At 69.2% G+C, this 15,657-nt stretch carries 13 protein-coding genes; 8 read left to right on the plus strand and 5 right to left on the minus strand.

Annotation, left to right across the window (positions count from 1 at the left end; all coding sequences use genetic code 11):
• Window positions 1-56 precede the first annotated feature (56 nt).
• A complete protein-coding gene (locus ACIRJR_RS13495) occupies window positions 57-3,212 on the plus strand; it encodes an efflux RND transporter permease subunit (RefSeq protein WP_403778525.1) in 3,156 nt (1,051 codons plus the stop codon).
• A gap of 107 nt (window positions 3,213-3,319) precedes the next feature.
• On the opposite strand, the gene nadA is transcribed toward ACIRJR_RS13495, so the two are convergent.
• The gene (gene nadA / locus ACIRJR_RS13500) at window positions 3,320-4,507 is read right to left on the minus strand and encodes a quinolinate synthase NadA (protein WP_403778528.1); all 1,188 of its coding nucleotides are present in this window, start codon (window positions 4,505-4,507) and stop codon (window positions 3,320-3,322) included.
• 221 nt (window positions 4,508-4,728) lie between these two features.
• On the opposite strand from nadA, the gene ACIRJR_RS13505 reads away from it, so the two are divergent.
• Window positions 4,729-5,085, plus strand: coding sequence for an iron-sulfur cluster assembly accessory protein (locus tag ACIRJR_RS13505; protein WP_056784314.1), 357 nt, complete (start codon window positions 4,729-4,731; stop codon window positions 5,083-5,085).
• A 150-nt stretch (window positions 5,086-5,235) separates the two neighbouring features.
• On the opposite strand, the gene ACIRJR_RS13510 is transcribed toward ACIRJR_RS13505, so the two are convergent.
• Together ACIRJR_RS13510 and ACIRJR_RS13515 are read right to left on the minus strand one after the other, a co-directional pair.
• On the minus strand, window positions 5,236-6,681 hold the full coding sequence (locus ACIRJR_RS13510) for a hypothetical protein (protein WP_403778532.1): 1,446 nt from the start codon (window positions 6,679-6,681) through the stop codon (window positions 5,236-5,238).
• Window positions 6,682-6,800: 119 nt separating this feature from the next.
• On the minus strand, window positions 6,801-6,998 hold the full coding sequence (locus tag ACIRJR_RS13515; protein WP_403778534.1) for a hypothetical protein: 198 nt from the start codon (window positions 6,996-6,998) through the stop codon (window positions 6,801-6,803).
• A gap of 159 nt (window positions 6,999-7,157) precedes the next feature.
• Between ACIRJR_RS13515 and ACIRJR_RS13520 the strand changes: the two genes are divergently transcribed.
• Window positions 7,158-8,132: a carbohydrate kinase family protein gene (locus ACIRJR_RS13520; protein WP_403778536.1), complete on the plus strand. Its 975-nt coding sequence runs from the start codon at window positions 7,158-7,160 to the stop codon at window positions 8,130-8,132.
• A 73-nt stretch (window positions 8,133-8,205) separates the two neighbouring features.
• On the opposite strand, the gene ACIRJR_RS13525 is transcribed toward ACIRJR_RS13520, so the two are convergent.
• Window positions 8,206-9,588, minus strand: a complete 1,383-nt coding sequence (locus ACIRJR_RS13525) for a cysteine desulfurase/sulfurtransferase TusA family protein (protein ID WP_403778539.1) — start codon at window positions 9,586-9,588, stop codon at window positions 8,206-8,208.
• 271 nt (window positions 9,589-9,859) lie between these two features.
• Here ACIRJR_RS13525 and coxB point away from each other — a divergent pair, with 271 nt between their 5' ends.
• The 4 genes from coxB to ACIRJR_RS13545 all read left to right on the plus strand — a co-directional run bounded on the left by coxB (window position 9,860) and on the right by ACIRJR_RS13545 (window position 14,338).
• Window positions 9,860-10,828, plus strand: coding sequence for a cytochrome c oxidase subunit II (gene coxB, locus ACIRJR_RS13530; protein ID WP_403778542.1), 969 nt, complete (start codon window positions 9,860-9,862; stop codon window positions 10,826-10,828).
• On the plus strand, window positions 10,825-12,561 hold the full coding sequence (gene ctaD, locus ACIRJR_RS13535; protein ID WP_403778545.1) for a cytochrome c oxidase subunit I: 1,737 nt from the start codon (window positions 10,825-10,827) through the stop codon (window positions 12,559-12,561). The genes coxB and ctaD overlap by 4 nt, the downstream gene beginning before the upstream one ends.
• Window positions 12,558-12,956, plus strand: coding sequence for a cytochrome c oxidase subunit 4 (locus ACIRJR_RS13540; protein WP_403778548.1), 399 nt, complete (start codon window positions 12,558-12,560; stop codon window positions 12,954-12,956). The genes ctaD and ACIRJR_RS13540 overlap by 4 nt, the downstream gene beginning before the upstream one ends.
• 125 nt (window positions 12,957-13,081) lie before the next feature.
• A complete protein-coding gene (locus tag ACIRJR_RS13545; RefSeq protein ID WP_403778551.1) occupies window positions 13,082-14,338 on the plus strand; it encodes an Ig-like domain-containing protein in 1,257 nt (418 codons plus the stop codon).
• 73 nt (window positions 14,339-14,411) lie between these two features.
• Here ACIRJR_RS13545 and ACIRJR_RS13550 read toward each other — a convergent pair whose 3' ends face one another.
• Window positions 14,412-14,813, minus strand: coding sequence for a hypothetical protein (locus tag ACIRJR_RS13550; protein WP_403778554.1), 402 nt, complete (start codon window positions 14,811-14,813; stop codon window positions 14,412-14,414).
• Between the two features lie 187 nt (window positions 14,814-15,000).
• Here ACIRJR_RS13550 and ACIRJR_RS13555 point away from each other — a divergent pair, with 187 nt between their 5' ends.
• Window positions 15,001-15,621, plus strand: a complete 621-nt coding sequence (locus ACIRJR_RS13555; RefSeq protein WP_103513972.1) for a heme-copper oxidase subunit III — start codon at window positions 15,001-15,003, stop codon at window positions 15,619-15,621.
• The last annotated feature ends 36 nt before the right edge of the window (window positions 15,622-15,657 follow it).

The raw sequence follows: 15,657 nt of genomic DNA on the forward strand, positions 1-15,657 counted from the left end.
GCGGTCGCCGAACAGCCACCCACCTGCCGCGTACGCCACAGAAGAGAGACCCACCCATGTCCTGGCTGTCCAGATTCAGCCTCGCACAGAGGGCGCTGATCGGGCTGATCTCGATCGTCGCGCTCGTATTCGGAGCGATTGCGATCCCGCAGCTCAAGCAGCAGCTGCTGCCCACCATCGAGCTCCCGATGGTGTCGGTGCTGGCCCCCTATCAGGGCGCGTCCCCCGATGTGGTCGAGAAGCAGGTCGTCGAACCTCTCGAGAACGCCATCAAGGCCGTCGACGGTGTCGAGGGAGTCACCTCGACCGCCAGCGAGGGCAACGCCGTCGTCATGGCGACCTTCGACTTCGGCGACGAGGGCACGAAGCAGCTCGTCGCCGACATCCAGCAGGCGGTGAACCGCGCCCGCATCCAGCTGCCCGAGGACGTGGACCCGCAGGTCATCGCCGGTTCGACGGACGACATCCCGACCGTCGTCCTCGCCGTCACCTCCGACAAGGACCAGCAGGCCCTCGCCGACCAGCTGGACCGTACGGTCGTTCCGGCGCTCGAGGACATCGACGGCGTCGGCCAGGTCGCGGTCGACGGCGTCCAGGAGCTCCAGGTCTCCGTCGTCCCCGACGACAAGAAGCTCGCCGCCGCCGGCCTGAACGCCGCGTCGCTGGCCGAGGCGCTCAAGGCCGGCGGCGCCACGGTCCCGGCCGGCTCCTTCTCCGAGGCGGGCAAGAGCCGCACCATCCAGGTGGGCGGCTCCTTCACCTCGCTCCGGCAGATCGAGGACCTCAAGGTCTCCGCGGCGAACCCGGCCACCGGGAAGTCCGGGAAGCCGGTCCGCGTCGGTGACATCGCCACGGTGAAGCAGGAGCCCGCCGCCGCGGTCTCCATCACCCGCACGAACGGCGAGCCGAGCCTCGCCGTCATGGCGACGATGGACAAGGACGGCAGCGCCGTCGCCATCTCGGACGCGGTCCAGGACAAGCTCCCCGACCTGCGCAAGGACCTCGGCGCGGGCGCCGAGCTGACCGTCGTCTCCGACCAGGGACCCGCCGTCTCCAAGGCGATCTCCGGTCTGACCACCGAAGGCGCGCTCGGTCTGCTCTTCGCGGTCGTCGTGATCCTGGTGTTCCTCGCGTCGATCCGTTCGACCCTGGTCACCGCGGTCTCCATCCCGCTCTCCGTGGTCCTCGCGCTGATCGTGCTCTGGACCCGTGACCTGTCGCTGAACATGCTCACCCTCGGCGCGCTGACCATCGCGATCGGCCGCGTCGTCGACGACTCGATCGTCGTGCTGGAGAACATCAAGCGCCACCTCGGCTACGGCGAGGAGCGCCAGGCGGCGATCATCACCGCGGTCAAGGAGGTGGCCGGCGCGGTCACCTCGTCCACACTCACCACCGTCGCGGTCTTCCTGCCCATCGGTCTGGTCGGCGGCATGGTCGGCCAGCTCTTCGGTTCGTTCTCCCTCACGGTCACGGCGGCCCTGCTGGCCTCCCTGCTGGTCTCGCTGACCGTGGTCCCGGTCCTCTCGTTCTGGTTCCTGCGGGCCCCCAAGGGCACCGCGGCCGACCCGGACGAGGCGCGCCGCAAGGCCGAGGAGAAGGAAGCCGCGAGCCGGCTCCAGCGGATCTACGTCCCGGTGCTGCGCTTCGCGACCCGGCGCCGTATCACCAGCATCGTCCTCGCGTTCGTGGTCCTGTTCGGCACGTTCGGCATGGCCCCGCTGCTGAAGACGAACTTCTTCGACCAGGGCGAGCAGGAGGTCCTCTCCGTCAAGCAGGAGCTGACCCCCGGCACGAGCCTGGCCGCCGCCGACGAGGCCGCGCGGAAGGTCGAGAAGGTCCTCGCCGCGGACAAGGGCGTGGAGGACTACCAGGTCACCGTCGGCTCGTCCGGCTTCATGGCGGCCTTCGGGGGCGGTACCGGGGCCAACCAGGCCTCCTACCAGGTCACCCTCAAGGACTCGGCGGACTTCGACGCCACCCAGGACCGGATCGACGAGGCCCTCGGCAAGCTCGACGGCATCGGCGACACCACGATCGCCGCCGGCGACGGCTTCGCCAGCCAGGACCTCAGCGTCGTGGTCAAGGCCGCCGACGCGGACGTCCTGAAGAAGGCGTCCGCAGCGGTGCAGGGCGAGGTCGCGAAGCTCAAGGACGTCACCGACGTCCAGAGCGACCTGGCGCAGAGCGTGCCGCGCATCTCGGTCAAGGCCAACGACAAGGCGGCCGACGCCGGGTTCAACGAGGCCACGCTCGGCGCGGCGGTCGCCGGCGCGGTGCGGGGCACCCCCTCCGGCTCGGCGATCATGGACGACACCGAGCGTGACGTCCTGGTGAAGCCGGCCTCGCCGGCCACCACGACGGCCGAGCTGAAGGCGCTTCAGCTGGGCCCGGTGAAGCTCGGTCAGATCGCCGACGTGAAGCTGGTCCCCGGCCCGGTCTCGATGACCCGGATCGATGGTCAGCGCGCGGCGACGATCACCGCCAAGCCGACCGGCGACAACACGGGCGCGGTCACCGCCTCGCTCCAGACGAAGATCGACGCCCTGGACCTCCCGGACGGCGCCACCGCGACCATCGGCGGTGTCTCCGAGGACCAGAACGACGCCTTCATGAAGCTGGGCCTGGCCATGTTGGCGGCGATCGCGATCGTCTTCATGCTGCTGGTCGCCACCTTCAGGTCGCTCGTCCAGCCGCTGATCCTGCTGGTCTCCATCCCCTTCGCGGCGACCGGCGCCATCGGCCTCCTGGTCCTCACCGGTACCCCGATGGGCGTCCCGGCGATGATCGGCATGCTGATGCTGATCGGCATCGTGGTGACCAACGCGATCGTTCTGATCGACCTGATCAACCAGTACAGGTCGCAGGGCATGGGCGTCGTCGAAGCCGTGATCGAGGGCGGGCGCCACCGCCTCCGCCCGATCCTGATGACGGCACTGGCGACGATCTTCGCCCTGCTCCCGATGGCGCTCGGCGTCACCGGTGAGGGCGGCTTCATCTCCCAGCCGCTGGCGGTCGTGGTGATCGGCGGTCTGATCACCTCCACGCTGCTGACCCTGCTCCTGGTGCCGACGCTCTACGCGATGGTCGAGCTCCGCAAGGAGCGCCGCGCGAAGAAGAAGGCGGCCAAGCGCGACGCGCGGTCCGGCGCCGCGGACCCGGGGACGGCGGAGGAAGTCACCGCCGAGGCCCCGGAGCCCGCGAAGGCCTGACAGAGGGGGAAGCCCCGACAGCCGGAAGGGCCCCGGCGCCGTCCACAGGGACGGCGCCGGGGCCCTTCTCGTACGCGCGGACGGTCCGGGCGGAGGCAGGCGGCGCGCTACGGCAGTGCCAGCATCCGCTCCAGCGCCAGCTTCGCGTACTTCTCCGTCTCCGGGTCGACCTGGATCCGGTTGACGAGGTTCCCCTCCGCCAGCGACTCCAGCGTCCACACCAGGTGCGGCAGGTCGATCCGGTTCATCGTCGAGCAGAAGCAGACCGTCTTGTCGAGGAAGACGATCTCCTTGTCCTCAGCGGCGAAACGGTTCGCCAGCCGGCGCACCAGGTTCAGCTCCGTGCCGATCGCCCACTTCGAGCCGGCCGGAGCCGCCTCCAGAGCCTTGATGATGTACTCCGTCGAGCCCACCTGGTCCGCGGCCGTTACGACCTCGTGCTTGCACTCCGGGTGCACCAGCACGTTGACGCCGGGGATCCGCGCCCGTACGTCCTCGACGGACTCCACCGAGAAGCGCCCGTGCACCGAGCAGTGCCCGCGCCACAGGATCATCTTCGCGTCGCGCAGCTGCTCGGCGGTGAGGCCGCCGTTCGGCTTGTGCGGGTTGTAGAGGACGCAGTCCTCCAGGCTCATGCCCATGTCCCGCACGGCCGTGTTCCGGCCCAGGTGCTGGTCCGGGAGGAAGAGCACCTTCTCGCCCTGCTCGAAGGCCCACTCCAGGGCCCTCTTCGCGTTGGACGAGGTGCAGATCGTGCCACCGTGCCTGCCGGTGAAGGCCTTGATGTCGGCGGAGGAGTTCATGTACGAGACCGGCACGACCTGGTCGGCGACCCCCGCCTCCGTCAGCACGTCCCAGCACTCGGCGACCTGCTCCGCGGTGGCCATGTCGGCCATGGAGCAGCCGGCGGCCAGGTCCGGCAGGACGACCTTCTGCTCGTCACCGGTCAGGATGTCCGCGGACTCCGCCATGAAGTGCACACCGCAGAAGACGATGTACTCCGCCTCCGGCCGTGCCGCCGCGTCCCGGGCGAGCTTGAACGAGTCGCCGGTGACGTCCGCGAACTGGATGACCTCGTCGCGCTGGTAGTGGTGGCCGAGCACGAAGACCTTGTCCCCGAGCTTCTCCTTGGCCGCACGGGCCCGCTCCACCAGGTCCGGGTCGGACGGCGAGGGCAGGTCACCGGGGCATTCGACCCCGCGCTCGCTCCGCGGGTCGGCCTCGCGGCCGAGCAGCAGCAGGGCGAGGGGTGTCGGCTGGACATCCAGGGGCTGGGCGGTGGTCACGACACGCACCCTTTCTTTTCCGCGAAAAGCCTTTTCGTCGAATTGACGTTATCTATCATAACCGCTTCACGTCAGCTTGACGATGCCGATAGCGTCGATGTGACGCATCCCCTCACGCGGGTGGTGTGCGAGCATGAAGGGAACAGACAAGCGCCTGGCCCGGAATGAATCCGCGGCCCCGATGGTTGGACCCGTCGGCAAGCAGTCCGTACAACCCGGGAGAGAAGCAGATGTCCGTATCGGACGAGACCACCACCGTGAGCGACGGCATCCTCCTGTCCGACGCCGCCGCAGACAAGGTCAGGACCCTGCTCGAGCAGGAGGGCCGCGATGACCTCGCGCTGCGCGTCGCCGTACAGCCCGGAGGCTGCTCGGGCCTGCGGTACCAGCTCTTCTTCGACGAGCGCTCGCTCGACGGCGACGTCGTGAAGGACTTCGGTGGCGTCAAGGTCGTCACCGACCGGATGAGCGCCCCGTACCTGGGCGGTGCCTCCGTGGACTTCGTGGACACCATCGAGAAGCAGGGCTTCACGATCGACAACCCGAACGCCACGGGCTCCTGCGCCTGCGGTGACTCCTTCAGCTAGACCTGAGACGTACGACGGCGGGGGGGGGGGGGGGGGGGGGGGGGGGGGGGGCCCCCCCCCCGCCCCCCCCCCCCCCCCGCCGCCCCGGCGGGGGGGGGCCCCCCGGGGGGGGCGGCCCCCCCCGCCGCCGTCATGTCCGCCCACGGCCCGTCAGGCGCGCGGTACGGCCTCGCCCGACCCCGCGGCGACCACCTTCCGGCCGTCCAGCGGGGCGTCGAGCGTCACCGTGCGGGTCAGCTCCTCGGCGACCAGGATGCAGACCTTTTCCGGATCCGGCGTGGACGCGGTGACCGCGACCCGCACCGTCGTGCCGTCCTCCGAGGCGCGCGCCGCGTACGTGCTGCACACGCCGCCCCAGAAGGTCACCTCCAGCGTCCGTCCGTCCGCGCTGTACGAGGTGATCTCCGTGTCCGAGGCGTCCGGGTCCTTCGTGGGCTCCGGTGAGGGCGAGGCGCTCTCCCGCGTCAGGTGCTCCGGTTCCACCGCGACCTGGGCGACCGTGTTCGCGGGGCCGCCCCCTTCGGGCCGCACGGAGAAGAGCCAGGAAGGCACGAGGATCTGCTTGCCGTCCGCGTACCGCGCCGCGAGCCCGAACTCGGCCTTCTCGACCGTCGCCGTGGTGGCCGGCGGAGTCCCGCCCGACGCGCCGCAGTCGGGCTCCGGCGCGAGATCGTCCTCCAGGGGCACGGAGGTCGCGCAGCCGCCGACACCGCCCTTCGGGGCCCGCGGGCTCTCCGACTCCGCGTTCAGCTGCTTCAGTGCATCGTCCGCGCCGGTCACCGGGTAGCTGTCCCCCTTCTCCAGCCCCTTCAGATGCCCGCTGCCGCCGACGATCTCGCCCCCGGCGCCCACCTGGATCCCGGTCGACCACCCGTACGTCGGCAGCCCGCCCACCACGGGGTCCGCGTTCACCACGCGTACGGATCCCATCAGCTGATCGGCGTCGAGAGCCGCGCCGTCCTGCCCCGCGGCCTTCAGGACCGGAACGGCCGCCGCCTTCGCCGCCTTCGCGCTCACCGGCGAGCCGCTGTCCGTGCCCGGTGACGCGTCCTTCGCGCAGACCGTGGGCGACTCGCACGCGTCCGGGCCGCCGGAGCCGTACCGGGCGAAGGTCCAGGTCCCCGGCGCCTGCTTGTTCACCCGGAGGTACGGGCCGGACCCGTCACCCTCGCTGCCCACCTTCCAGGCCGTGCCGTCCGCGCGCGGGCTGCCCTCCACCCCCAGTGCCTTCGCGAGCCGTGCCACCTCCGCCGCGGTCACCGTGCCCTTCGCTCGGTGCACGGCGGCCTCGTCCGGGCCCTCGGGGAGCTTCCCCGAGGCGCGGTAGACGGTCCCGCCGCCGTGCGGATCCGGCTCACCCGGTGCGATGCCCTCCGGGGGCGCCGTCGGCCCGCTGCCGGCCGGCGCGTCGAGGGAGAGCGGAGGGGGCGAGCCGGTACCGGGCCGGAGGCCACCGGCCGTTTCGCCCGAGGTGTTCGACGCCCAGTACGCGCCGCCGCCCCCGGCCAGCAGCACCGCCGCGGCCACCGAGGCCACGACGATCGGCCGACGCCGCCGGGTGTCGGTCACGTCCTTCTCGGGTCGCTCGCTGCTCACCGGATCGCTCCTTCGACTGCATGGCCGCCACTGGCTCGTCGCCGGTCCCCTGGTGGGGACGACGACGGTGGGACGGAGCGGAGGAGCGGACGGTTCCCGGCTGCGGGGGGCCGCCCGGCTCAGTCCCCGTAGTCGGACATGGAGTCGACCATCCGGGCCGAGGACGGAGGAACCGTGACCCCGTGGATACGGGCCGGCTCCACCGGCTTCGCGGCGGCCTTCTCGGGTACGACCCAGTGCGGCGCCATCCGCGCGCAGTCGCCGCGCAGCTCGGCCAGGCTCATCTCGGACTCACGGGGAACGATCGTGTTCGACATATCCGCACCGTAGGCACAGGAGCACCCAGGTAGAAAGAGCTACTATCGGGTAGTTTTGACCATTCGGGCACGGTGGCGCCACCGGGTAGCGTGAACTGTCATGCCGTCCCGGAGGGGCGCTCACCCGCTCCCTCCGCCTTCCGCAGGAGCAGCCACCCCGTGCGCATCGCAGTCACCGGCTCCATCGCCACAGACCACCTCATGACCTTCCCCGGCCGATTCGCCGACCAGCTGGTCGCGGATCAGCTGCACACGGTCTCGCTCTCGTTCCTGGTAGACAACCTCGACGTACGCCGGGGGGGAGTCGGCGCCAACATCGCGTTCGGCATGGGCGTGCTCGGCACGGAGCCGATCCTCGTCGGCGCCGTCGGGGCCGACTTCGACGACTACCGCGCCTGGCTCGACCGGCACGGCGTCGACACCGGATCGGTCCGGGTCTCCGAGGTCCTGCACACGGCGCGCTTCGTCTGCACGACGGACGCCGACCACAACCAGATCGGCTCCTTCTACACCGGGGCCATGAGCGAGGCCCGGCTGATCGAGCTCAAGAGCGTCGCCGACCGCGTCGGCGGCCTCGACCTCGTGTCGATCGGTGCCGACGACCCCGAGGCGATGCTCCGCCACACGGAGGAGTGCCGCTCCAGGGGCATCCCGTTCGCCGCGGACTTCTCGCAGCAGATCGCCAGGATGGGCGGCGAGGAGATCCGGATCCTCCTCGACGGTGCGACGTACCTCTTCTCCAACGAGTACGAGAAGGGGCTCATCGAGACCAAGACCGGCTGGAGCGACGAGGAGATCCTGTCCAAGGTCGGCCACCGCGTCACCACCCTCGGCGCCCGGGGCGTCCGGATCGAGCGGACCGGTCAGGACCCCGTCGAGGTCGGCTGCGCGGAGGAGGAGCGCAAGGCCGACCCCACCGGCGTCGGCGACGCCTTCCGCGCCGGTTTCCTCTCCGGTCTCGCCTGGGGCGTGAGCCTGGAGCGCGCCGCCCAGGTCGGCTGCATGCTCGCGACCCTGGTCATCGAGACGGTCGGCACCCAGGAGTACACCCTGCGTCGCAGCTCCTTCATGGACCGCTTCACCAAGGCGTACGGCGACGAGGCGGCCTCCGAGGTCCGTAAGCACCTCTCCTAGCGGAGGCCGGGAAGCGCCTCTCCCGGGCAGGGGAGGCGGCGACGGCGCGGGCCCGTACGCGAGCGGTACGGACTCACAGGAGCCGGCGGACCACATAGGCCGAGCCGCGGTCCGCCGGCTCCTCTCCCACGTACTCCTGTTCACGCATCGCGCACCAGGCCGGGATGTCGAGGCGGGCGGCCTCGTCGTCGGAGAGCACCGTCACCGTGCCGCCCACGGGTACCTCTTCGATCACCTTTGCGAGTTCGATCACCGGGATCGGGCAGCGCCTGCCGAGCGCGTCGACGGTGAGCGACGTCCGTACCGCGGGGGAGGGGGACGTCGGAGCGGGTGCGCCGAGCCTCTCCCGCACCTCGGCGACCACACCCGGCAGTACGCGGAGGAAGCCGTCGACCTCCTCCTCCGTCGTCCCGGCGGGGAGCGAGAGGCGCACGTTGCCCTCCGTGAGCACCCCCATGGCCTTGAGGACATGGCTGGGCGTCAGGGTGCTGCTCGTGCAGGAGGAGCCGGACGAGACGGAGAAGCCGGCCCGGTCCAGCTCGTGGAGCAGGGTCTCTCCGTCGACATAGAGACAGGAGAAGGTCACCAGGTGCGGAAGGCGCCGTGCCGGATCGCCGACCACTTCCACATCCGGCACCAGCGTCCCCACCGCGGCCCGGACACGGTCCACCAGGGCGCGCAGCCGCGCGGCCTCCGCCCCGGCCTCCGCACGCACCGCGCGCAGGGAGGCCGCGGCCGCCACGATCGCCGGGATGTTCTCGAAACCGGCGGCCCGGCCCGACTCCCGCTCGTCGGCCGGGCCCTGAGGAGCGAACCGGACCCCCTTGCGCACGGCGAGGAGTCCGACCCCGGCAGGCCCGCCCCACTTGTGGGCGCTCGCGGCCAGCAGCGACCAGCGGCCGGGAACCCGCCCCCAGCCGAGCGACTGCGCGGCGTCCACCAGCAGGGGCACCCCGGCCTCGGCGCAGACCTCGGCGGTCTCCGCCACCGGCTGCTCGGTGCCGACCTCGTGGTTGGCGGACTGCAGGCAGGCCAGCGCGGTGTCCGGACGGAGGGCCCGGCCGTACGCCGCGGGGTCCACGGCCCCCGTCCGGTCCACCGGCACCTCGGTGAAGGTCCCGCCCTCCGCTTCGAGGGCGGCGGCCGCGTGGAGCACCGAGGAGTGCTCGACCGCGGAGAGCGCCATATGGCGGCCGACACGCCGACGCCCGGACAGCGCTCCTGCCACCGCCGAGTGCACCGCCCGTGTGCCCGAAGTGGTGAAGACGAGCTCGTCCGGGCGGCAGCCGACCGCCTCCGCCGCGGTCTCCCTGGCCGCGTCGAGCAGCAGTGCGGCCCTCCGCCCCTCGCGGTAGAGGCGGGCGGGATCGGCCCAGCCCTCGTCCAGGGAGGCAAGCAGCGCCTGGCGGGCGACGGGGTGCAGGGGGGCGGAGGAAGCCGCGTCGAAGTAGGGCACACCGTCACGCTAGCCCGCAGGGGGCGCGACCAGGTGACCGGCCGTCGCGGTGACGGGGCGAAGGGGCGTCAGATGGCGGCCGGAGGCTCGCATTCCATCCCTTCGGGGTGTCGTGCGGCGCGTTGGGCACCCTCCCCGCGCGACCCCAAATAGCGTCCAGTAGGGTTTGGTCCGCATAAACATCCAAACCCCTGCCCGCGTCAGGGCCGGCGACCGACCAAGTGAGACGGCCGCGCCGACCGTGCGGGCGAGACTCTCGGGAAGGCGCTACGTGAGTCCCAACGGCTCCGACCGCTCGTCGCGGCGCCCGATGCGGCGGAAGCTGCCGCAGGTGCTGACTGCGGCCCTGGTCCTGGCGACGGCCTCCGGTTGTTCGTACAACTGGGAGGATTTCCCCCGCCTCGGTATGCCCACCCCGGTAACGGAAGAGGCCCCTCGGATCCTCTCCCTCTGGCAGGGCTCGTGGGCGGCAGCGCTCGCCACGGGCGTCCTTGTCTGGGGGCTGATCATCTGGAGCGTCATCTTCCACCGGCGAAGCAGGACCAAGGTGGAGGTACCCCAGCAGACCAGGTACAACATGCCCATCGAGGCGTTGTACACAGTGGTCCCCCTCATCATCGTCTCGGTTTTCTTCTACTTCACCGCGCGCGATGAATCGAAGCTCCTCGAGCTCAGCCCGAAGCCGGCCCACACCATCAACGTGGTCGGCTACCAGTGGAGCTGGGGCTTCAACTACATCGAGAAGGTGGAGGGCCAGCCCTCCGCCGGCAACGAGATCCCCAAGGAGCTCGACGCCATCCCCGACAAGTTCCGTGAGGACTTCCCCGAGGGCGCCGGTGGCGTCTACGACGTGGGCATCCCCGGGACGCGCAACCCGCAGAACGGCAACCCGGGTCCGACCCTGTGGCTGCCGAAGGGCGAGAAGGTCCGCTTCGTACTGACTTCGCGCGACGTCATCCACTCCTTCTGGGTGGTGCCGTTCCTCATGAAGCAGGACGTCATTCCGGGCCACACCAACTCCTTCGAGGTCACGCCGAAGAAGGAGGGCACCTACATGGGTAAGTGCGCCGAGCTCTGCGGCGTCGACCACTCCCGGATGCTCTTCAACGTCAAGATCGTCTCTCCCGAGCGTTACCAGCAGCACCTCAAGGAGCTGGCGGAGAAGGGTCAGACGGGCTACGTGCCGGCAGGCATCGAGCAGACGGACCCGGCCAGGAATGCGGAGACGAACAAACTGTGAGCATCCTCAACGAATCCCAGGGTGCCGCGGCAGCAGACGACTCGTTCGAGGACGAGCTGCCGGTGCGGCGCAAGCAGCCGGGGAGTGTCGTCGTCAAGTGGCTGACCACCACTGACCACAAGACGATCGGCACGATGTACCTGGTCACATCGTTCGCGTTCTTCTGCATCGGTGGCCTCCTGGCGCTCTTCATGCGCGCCGAGCTGGCCCGTCCGGGTACGCAGATCATGTCGAACGAACAGTTCAACCAGGCGTTCACGATGCACGGCACGATCATGCTGCTGATGTTCGCGACGCCGCTGTTCGCAGGATTCGCGAACTGGATCATGCCGCTGCAGATCGGCGCGCCCGACGTGGCGTTCCCGCGGCTGAACATGTTCGCGTACTGGCTGTACCTCTTCGGCTCGATCATCGCGGTGGCCGGGTTCCTCACCCCGCAGGGTGCGGCCGACTTCGGCTGGTTCGCCTACTCCCCGCTGTCGGACGCGGTCCGCTCGCCGGGCGTCGGTGCCGACATGTGGATCATGGGTCTGGCCTTCTCCGGCTTCGGCACGATCCTCGGCTCGGTCAACTTCATCACCACGATCATCTGCATGCGCGCCCCCGGCATGACGATGTTCCGCATGCCGATCTTCACCTGGAACGTCCTGCTGACCGGTGTCCTGGTCCTGCTGGCCTTCCCGGTCCTGGCCGCCGCGCTCTTCGCGCTCGAGGCCGACCGTCAATTCGGCGCACATGTATTCGACGCGGCCAATGGCGGCGCATTGCTCTGGCAACACCTCTTCTGGTTCTTCGGCCATCCAGAGGTGTACATCATCGCGCTACCATTCTTCGGAATCATTTCCGAGATCATTCCGGTGTTCAGCCGCAAGCCCATGTTCGGCTACATCGGCCTCATCGCGGCGACGATTTCCATCGCCGGCCTTTCGGTGACGGTCTGGGCGCACCACATGTACGTCACCGGCGGCGTGCTCCTGCCGTTCTTCTCCTTCATGACCTTCCTCATCGCGGTCCCGACCGGTGTGAAGTTCTTCAACTGGATCGGCACGATGTGGAAGGGCTCGCTGTCCTTCGAGACACCGATGCTCTGGTCCGTCGGCTTCCTGATCACCTTCGCCTTCGGTGGTCTGACCGGCGTGATCCTGGCCTCGCCGCCGCTGGACTTCCACGTCTCCGACTCGTACTTCGTCGTCGCGCACTTCCACTACGTCGTCTTCGGCACCGTGGTCTTCGCGATGTTCGCCGGATTCCACTTCTGGTGGCCGAAGTTCACCGGCAAGATGCTGGACGAGCGGCTCGGGAAGGTGACCTTCTGGACGCTGTTCATCGGCTTCCACGGCACCTTCCTCGTGCAGCACTGGCTGGGTGCGGAGGGCATGCCGCGGCGTTACGCGGACTACCTCGCGGCCGACGGCTTCACCGCCCTGAACACGATCTCGACGATCTCCTCGTTCGTGCTCGGACTGTCGATGCTTCCCTTCATGTACAACGTCTGGAAGACCGCCAAGTACGGCAAGAAGATCGAGGTCGACGACCCCTGGGGCTACGGCCGTTCGCTCGAATGGGCGACGTCCTGCCCGCCCCCGCGCCACAACTTCCTCAGCCTGCCGCGGATCCGTTCCGAATCCCCGGCGTTCGACCTGCACCACCCGGAGATCGCGGCGCTCGAGCAGCTGGATCACCTGTCCGAGGGTGAGAAGGTCCTCGTGGGCGGCAAGGAGGACGGCAAGTGAAGATCCAGGGCAAGCTCTTCATCTGGCTGAGCGTCTTCATGCTGGCCATGGCCGTCACGTACGGCGTCTGGTCCAAGGAGCCGGTCGGCACCACCGCGCTCGTCCTGGCCTTCGGGCTGACCATCATGATCGGCTTCTACCTGGCCTTCACGGCCAACAGGGTCGACGCGATGGCTCAGGACAACAAGGAGGCCGATGTCGCGGACGAAGCCGGTGACGTGGGCTTCTTCTCCCCGCACAGCTGGCAGCCGCTCTCGCTGGCCATCGGTGGCGCCTTCCTCTTCATGTCCGTCGTCTTCGGCTGGTGGCTGGCCTACTTCTCGGCCCCGCTGCTCCTGATCGGCCTCTTCGGCTGGGTCTTCGAGTACTACCGGGGCGAGAACCGCACCCAGTAGGACACGCCCGCACAGGACGTGCAGCACCCGTACGGGGGCCCGGAACGCTCAGTGATGAGCGGGCCGGGCCCCCGTTTGCAGTCACTGAACGCGCTGGATCGGATGAATCTTCTTAGCGTGGGTTCATGAACCACACGCCGCGCATCCGCACCGTAGTGAGCTGCACCCTGCTGGTCGTGACCTTGGTCGCTGGTGCGACCGCCTGTGGCGAGACCGATGGTGATCCGCTGTCGCTGAAGCCCCACGACGCGGCCGACCTCGTCTCCTTCAACGGCCCGTCCAAGGACGAGAAGGCCGACCCCGACAAGCCCCTCGAAGTCACCGTCAAGGACGACGACGCGAAGATCACGGACGTGACGGCCGTCGACACCGAGGGCCGCCATCTGGCGGGCGAGCTCGACGCCGACGGCAAGCGGTGGCACTCCACCACCTCGCTCGCCGCCGGCACCCGGTACACCGTCAAGGTCTCCACCGAGAACGGCGACGGGGCCCCCGGCAGCCGTACGTACGCGTTCGGCACGACCTCGGCCAAGAAGTTCCTGAAGGTCACCTTCGGCCCGCAGAAGGGCACCTACGGGGTCGGACAGCCCCTCACAGCGGAACTCAGCGCTCCGGTCACCGGCCGGGCGGCCCGAGCCACCGTGGAGCGTGGGCTGCAGGTCCGGTCCGCCCCCGCCGTCACGGGCTCCTGGCACTGGGTCGACGCCAAGACCCTGCACTACCGGCCCAAGGAGTACTGGCCGGCCGACGCCAGCATCGACGTCCGCAGCAACCTCAAGGGCATCAAGGTCACCAACGCCCTCTACGGCGCCGTCACGAAACCCCTGAAGCTCACCACCGGTGACCGCATAGAAGCGATCACCGACGCCTCCGACCACTCCATGACCGTTCTGCGCAACGGTGAAGTGATCAACACCATTCCCGTCACCACGGGCAAGCCCGGCTTCGACACGCGCAACGGCGTCAAGGTGGTGCTGGCCAAGGAACAGTTCGTACGCATGCGCGGCGAGAGCATCGGCATCGCCGCCGGCTCCTCGGAGTCCTACGACCTGCCCGTCTACTGGGCGACACGCGTCACCTGGAGCGGTGAGTACGTCCACGCGGCGCCCTGGTCGACGGGTTCACAGGGCAACGCCAACGTCAGCCACGGCTGCACGGGCATGAGCACCGCCGACGCCCAGTGGTTCTTCGAGACCGTGCGCGAGGGCGACATCGTCAAGGTCGTCGGGAGCGACGGCGAGACGATGACCCCGTTCGACAACGGCTTCGGTGACTGGAACCTGGAGTGGGACGCCTGGCTGAAGGGCAGCGCGCTGCACGGCGGCGGCACCCCGGACTCGGGTACCGACGTCGAGACGGCGCGGCTGCGCCCCCAGGTCTGACGCGCAGGGAGTGCGCCACGCCCGGGAAGGACACCGCGGAGGGGATCGGGGCCCCTCCGTCCCGGGCCCCCGCTCAGGCTCCCACGGACAGCCTGTGGCGCAGCAGGGCGGCCAGGGCGTCCGCGAAGTCGACGGGGTCGACGGGGTGCGTCACAGCGGCGTCCGCGCGGCTCCACGTGGCCAGCCAGGCGTCCTGCGGACGTCCGATCAGCAGCAGGACCGGCGGGCAGTCGAAGATCTCGTCCTTGATCTGCCGGCAGACGCCCATGCCGCCCGCGGGGGCCGTCTCACCGTCCAGCACGCAGACGTCGACACCGCCCCGGTCCAGTGCGCTCAGCACGGCGGGCAGGGTGGCGCACTCCAGGAACTCCACCGGCGGCACGTCCGCCGCGGGCCTGCGCCCGGCTGCCAGCCTCACCTGTGCGCGGGTGTTGGCGTCGTCGCTGTAGACCAGGACCGTGGCGGTCGGCTGCATTGTTCCTCCGTGACGTCTGTGTCTTCGGGGCTCTCCGGGCATGAACCGATGGGCGGATCGTACTCCGGTGGACTGCCTGTCAGCACCGGTAAAGACAGCGATTCGATGGGCCGTTCGGTGAGGACACACAGCGCTGACACACCGAACGGCACCCCCCGGAGTGAGGGCGGGATAAGCGACCGACATAATGTCGGTCGTGGCGACAGCAACGACAGTAGAAACCGGGCACGCGCACCCGTCGGTCAATCGGCCGAACCTCACCAGCGTCGGAACCATCATCTGGTTGAGTTCCGAGCTGATGTTCTTCGCGGCCCTCTTCGCGATGTACTTCACCCTGCGATCGGTGATGGGACCCGAACACTGGAAGGAGATGGCTCACCATCTGAACTTCCCGTTCTCGGCGACGAACACCACGATCCTGGTGCTTTCCTCTCTCACCTGCCAGCTCGGCGTTTTCGCCGCGGAGCGGGGCGATGTGAAGAAGCTCCGCACCTGGTTCATCATCACGTTCGTGATGGGTGCGATCTTCATCGGAGGCCAGGTCCTCGAGTACACCGAGCTGGTCAAGGAGGCGGGTCTCTCCCTGTCCTCCGACCCGTACGGTTCGGTGTTCTACCTGACGACCGGCTTCCACGGTCTGCATGTGACAGGCGGTCTCATCGCCTTCCTGCTCGTCCTGGGCAGGACATACGCGGCCTCGAGATTCACCCACGAGCAGGCCACCGCGGCCATCGTCGTGTCCTATTACTGGCACTTCGTCGATGTCGTCTGGATCGGCCTGTTCGCCACGATCTACATGATCAAGTAGCCGGGCTCGCACCCGCCCATCATCGACGCAGAAGAT

It is taken from the genome of Streptomyces sp. NPDC102402, assembly GCF_044765765.1.
GTDB lineage: Bacteria > Actinomycetota > Actinomycetes > Streptomycetales > Streptomycetaceae > Streptomyces.

Excerpts from the sequence above, each read along its gene's own strand:
- ACIRJR_RS13495 (WP_403778525.1), top strand. The coding sequence starts at position 57 with ATGTCCTGGCTGTCCAGATTCAGCCTCGCACAGAGGGCGCTGATCGGG.
- ACIRJR_RS13505 (WP_056784314.1), top strand. The coding sequence starts at position 4,729 with ATGTCCGTATCGGACGAGACCACCACCGTGAGCGACGGCATCCTCCTG.
- ACIRJR_RS13515 (WP_403778534.1), bottom strand. The coding sequence starts at position 6,998 with ATGTCGAACACGATCGTTCCCCGTGAGTCCGAGATGAGCCTGGCCGAG.
- ACIRJR_RS13545 (WP_403778551.1), top strand. The coding sequence starts at position 13,082 with ATGAACCACACGCCGCGCATCCGCACCGTAGTGAGCTGCACCCTGCTG.
- ACIRJR_RS13550 (WP_403778554.1), bottom strand. The coding sequence starts at position 14,813 with ATGCAGCCGACCGCCACGGTCCTGGTCTACAGCGACGACGCCAACACC.
- ACIRJR_RS13555 (WP_103513972.1), top strand. The coding sequence starts at position 15,001 with ATGTCGGTCGTGGCGACAGCAACGACAGTAGAAACCGGGCACGCGCAC.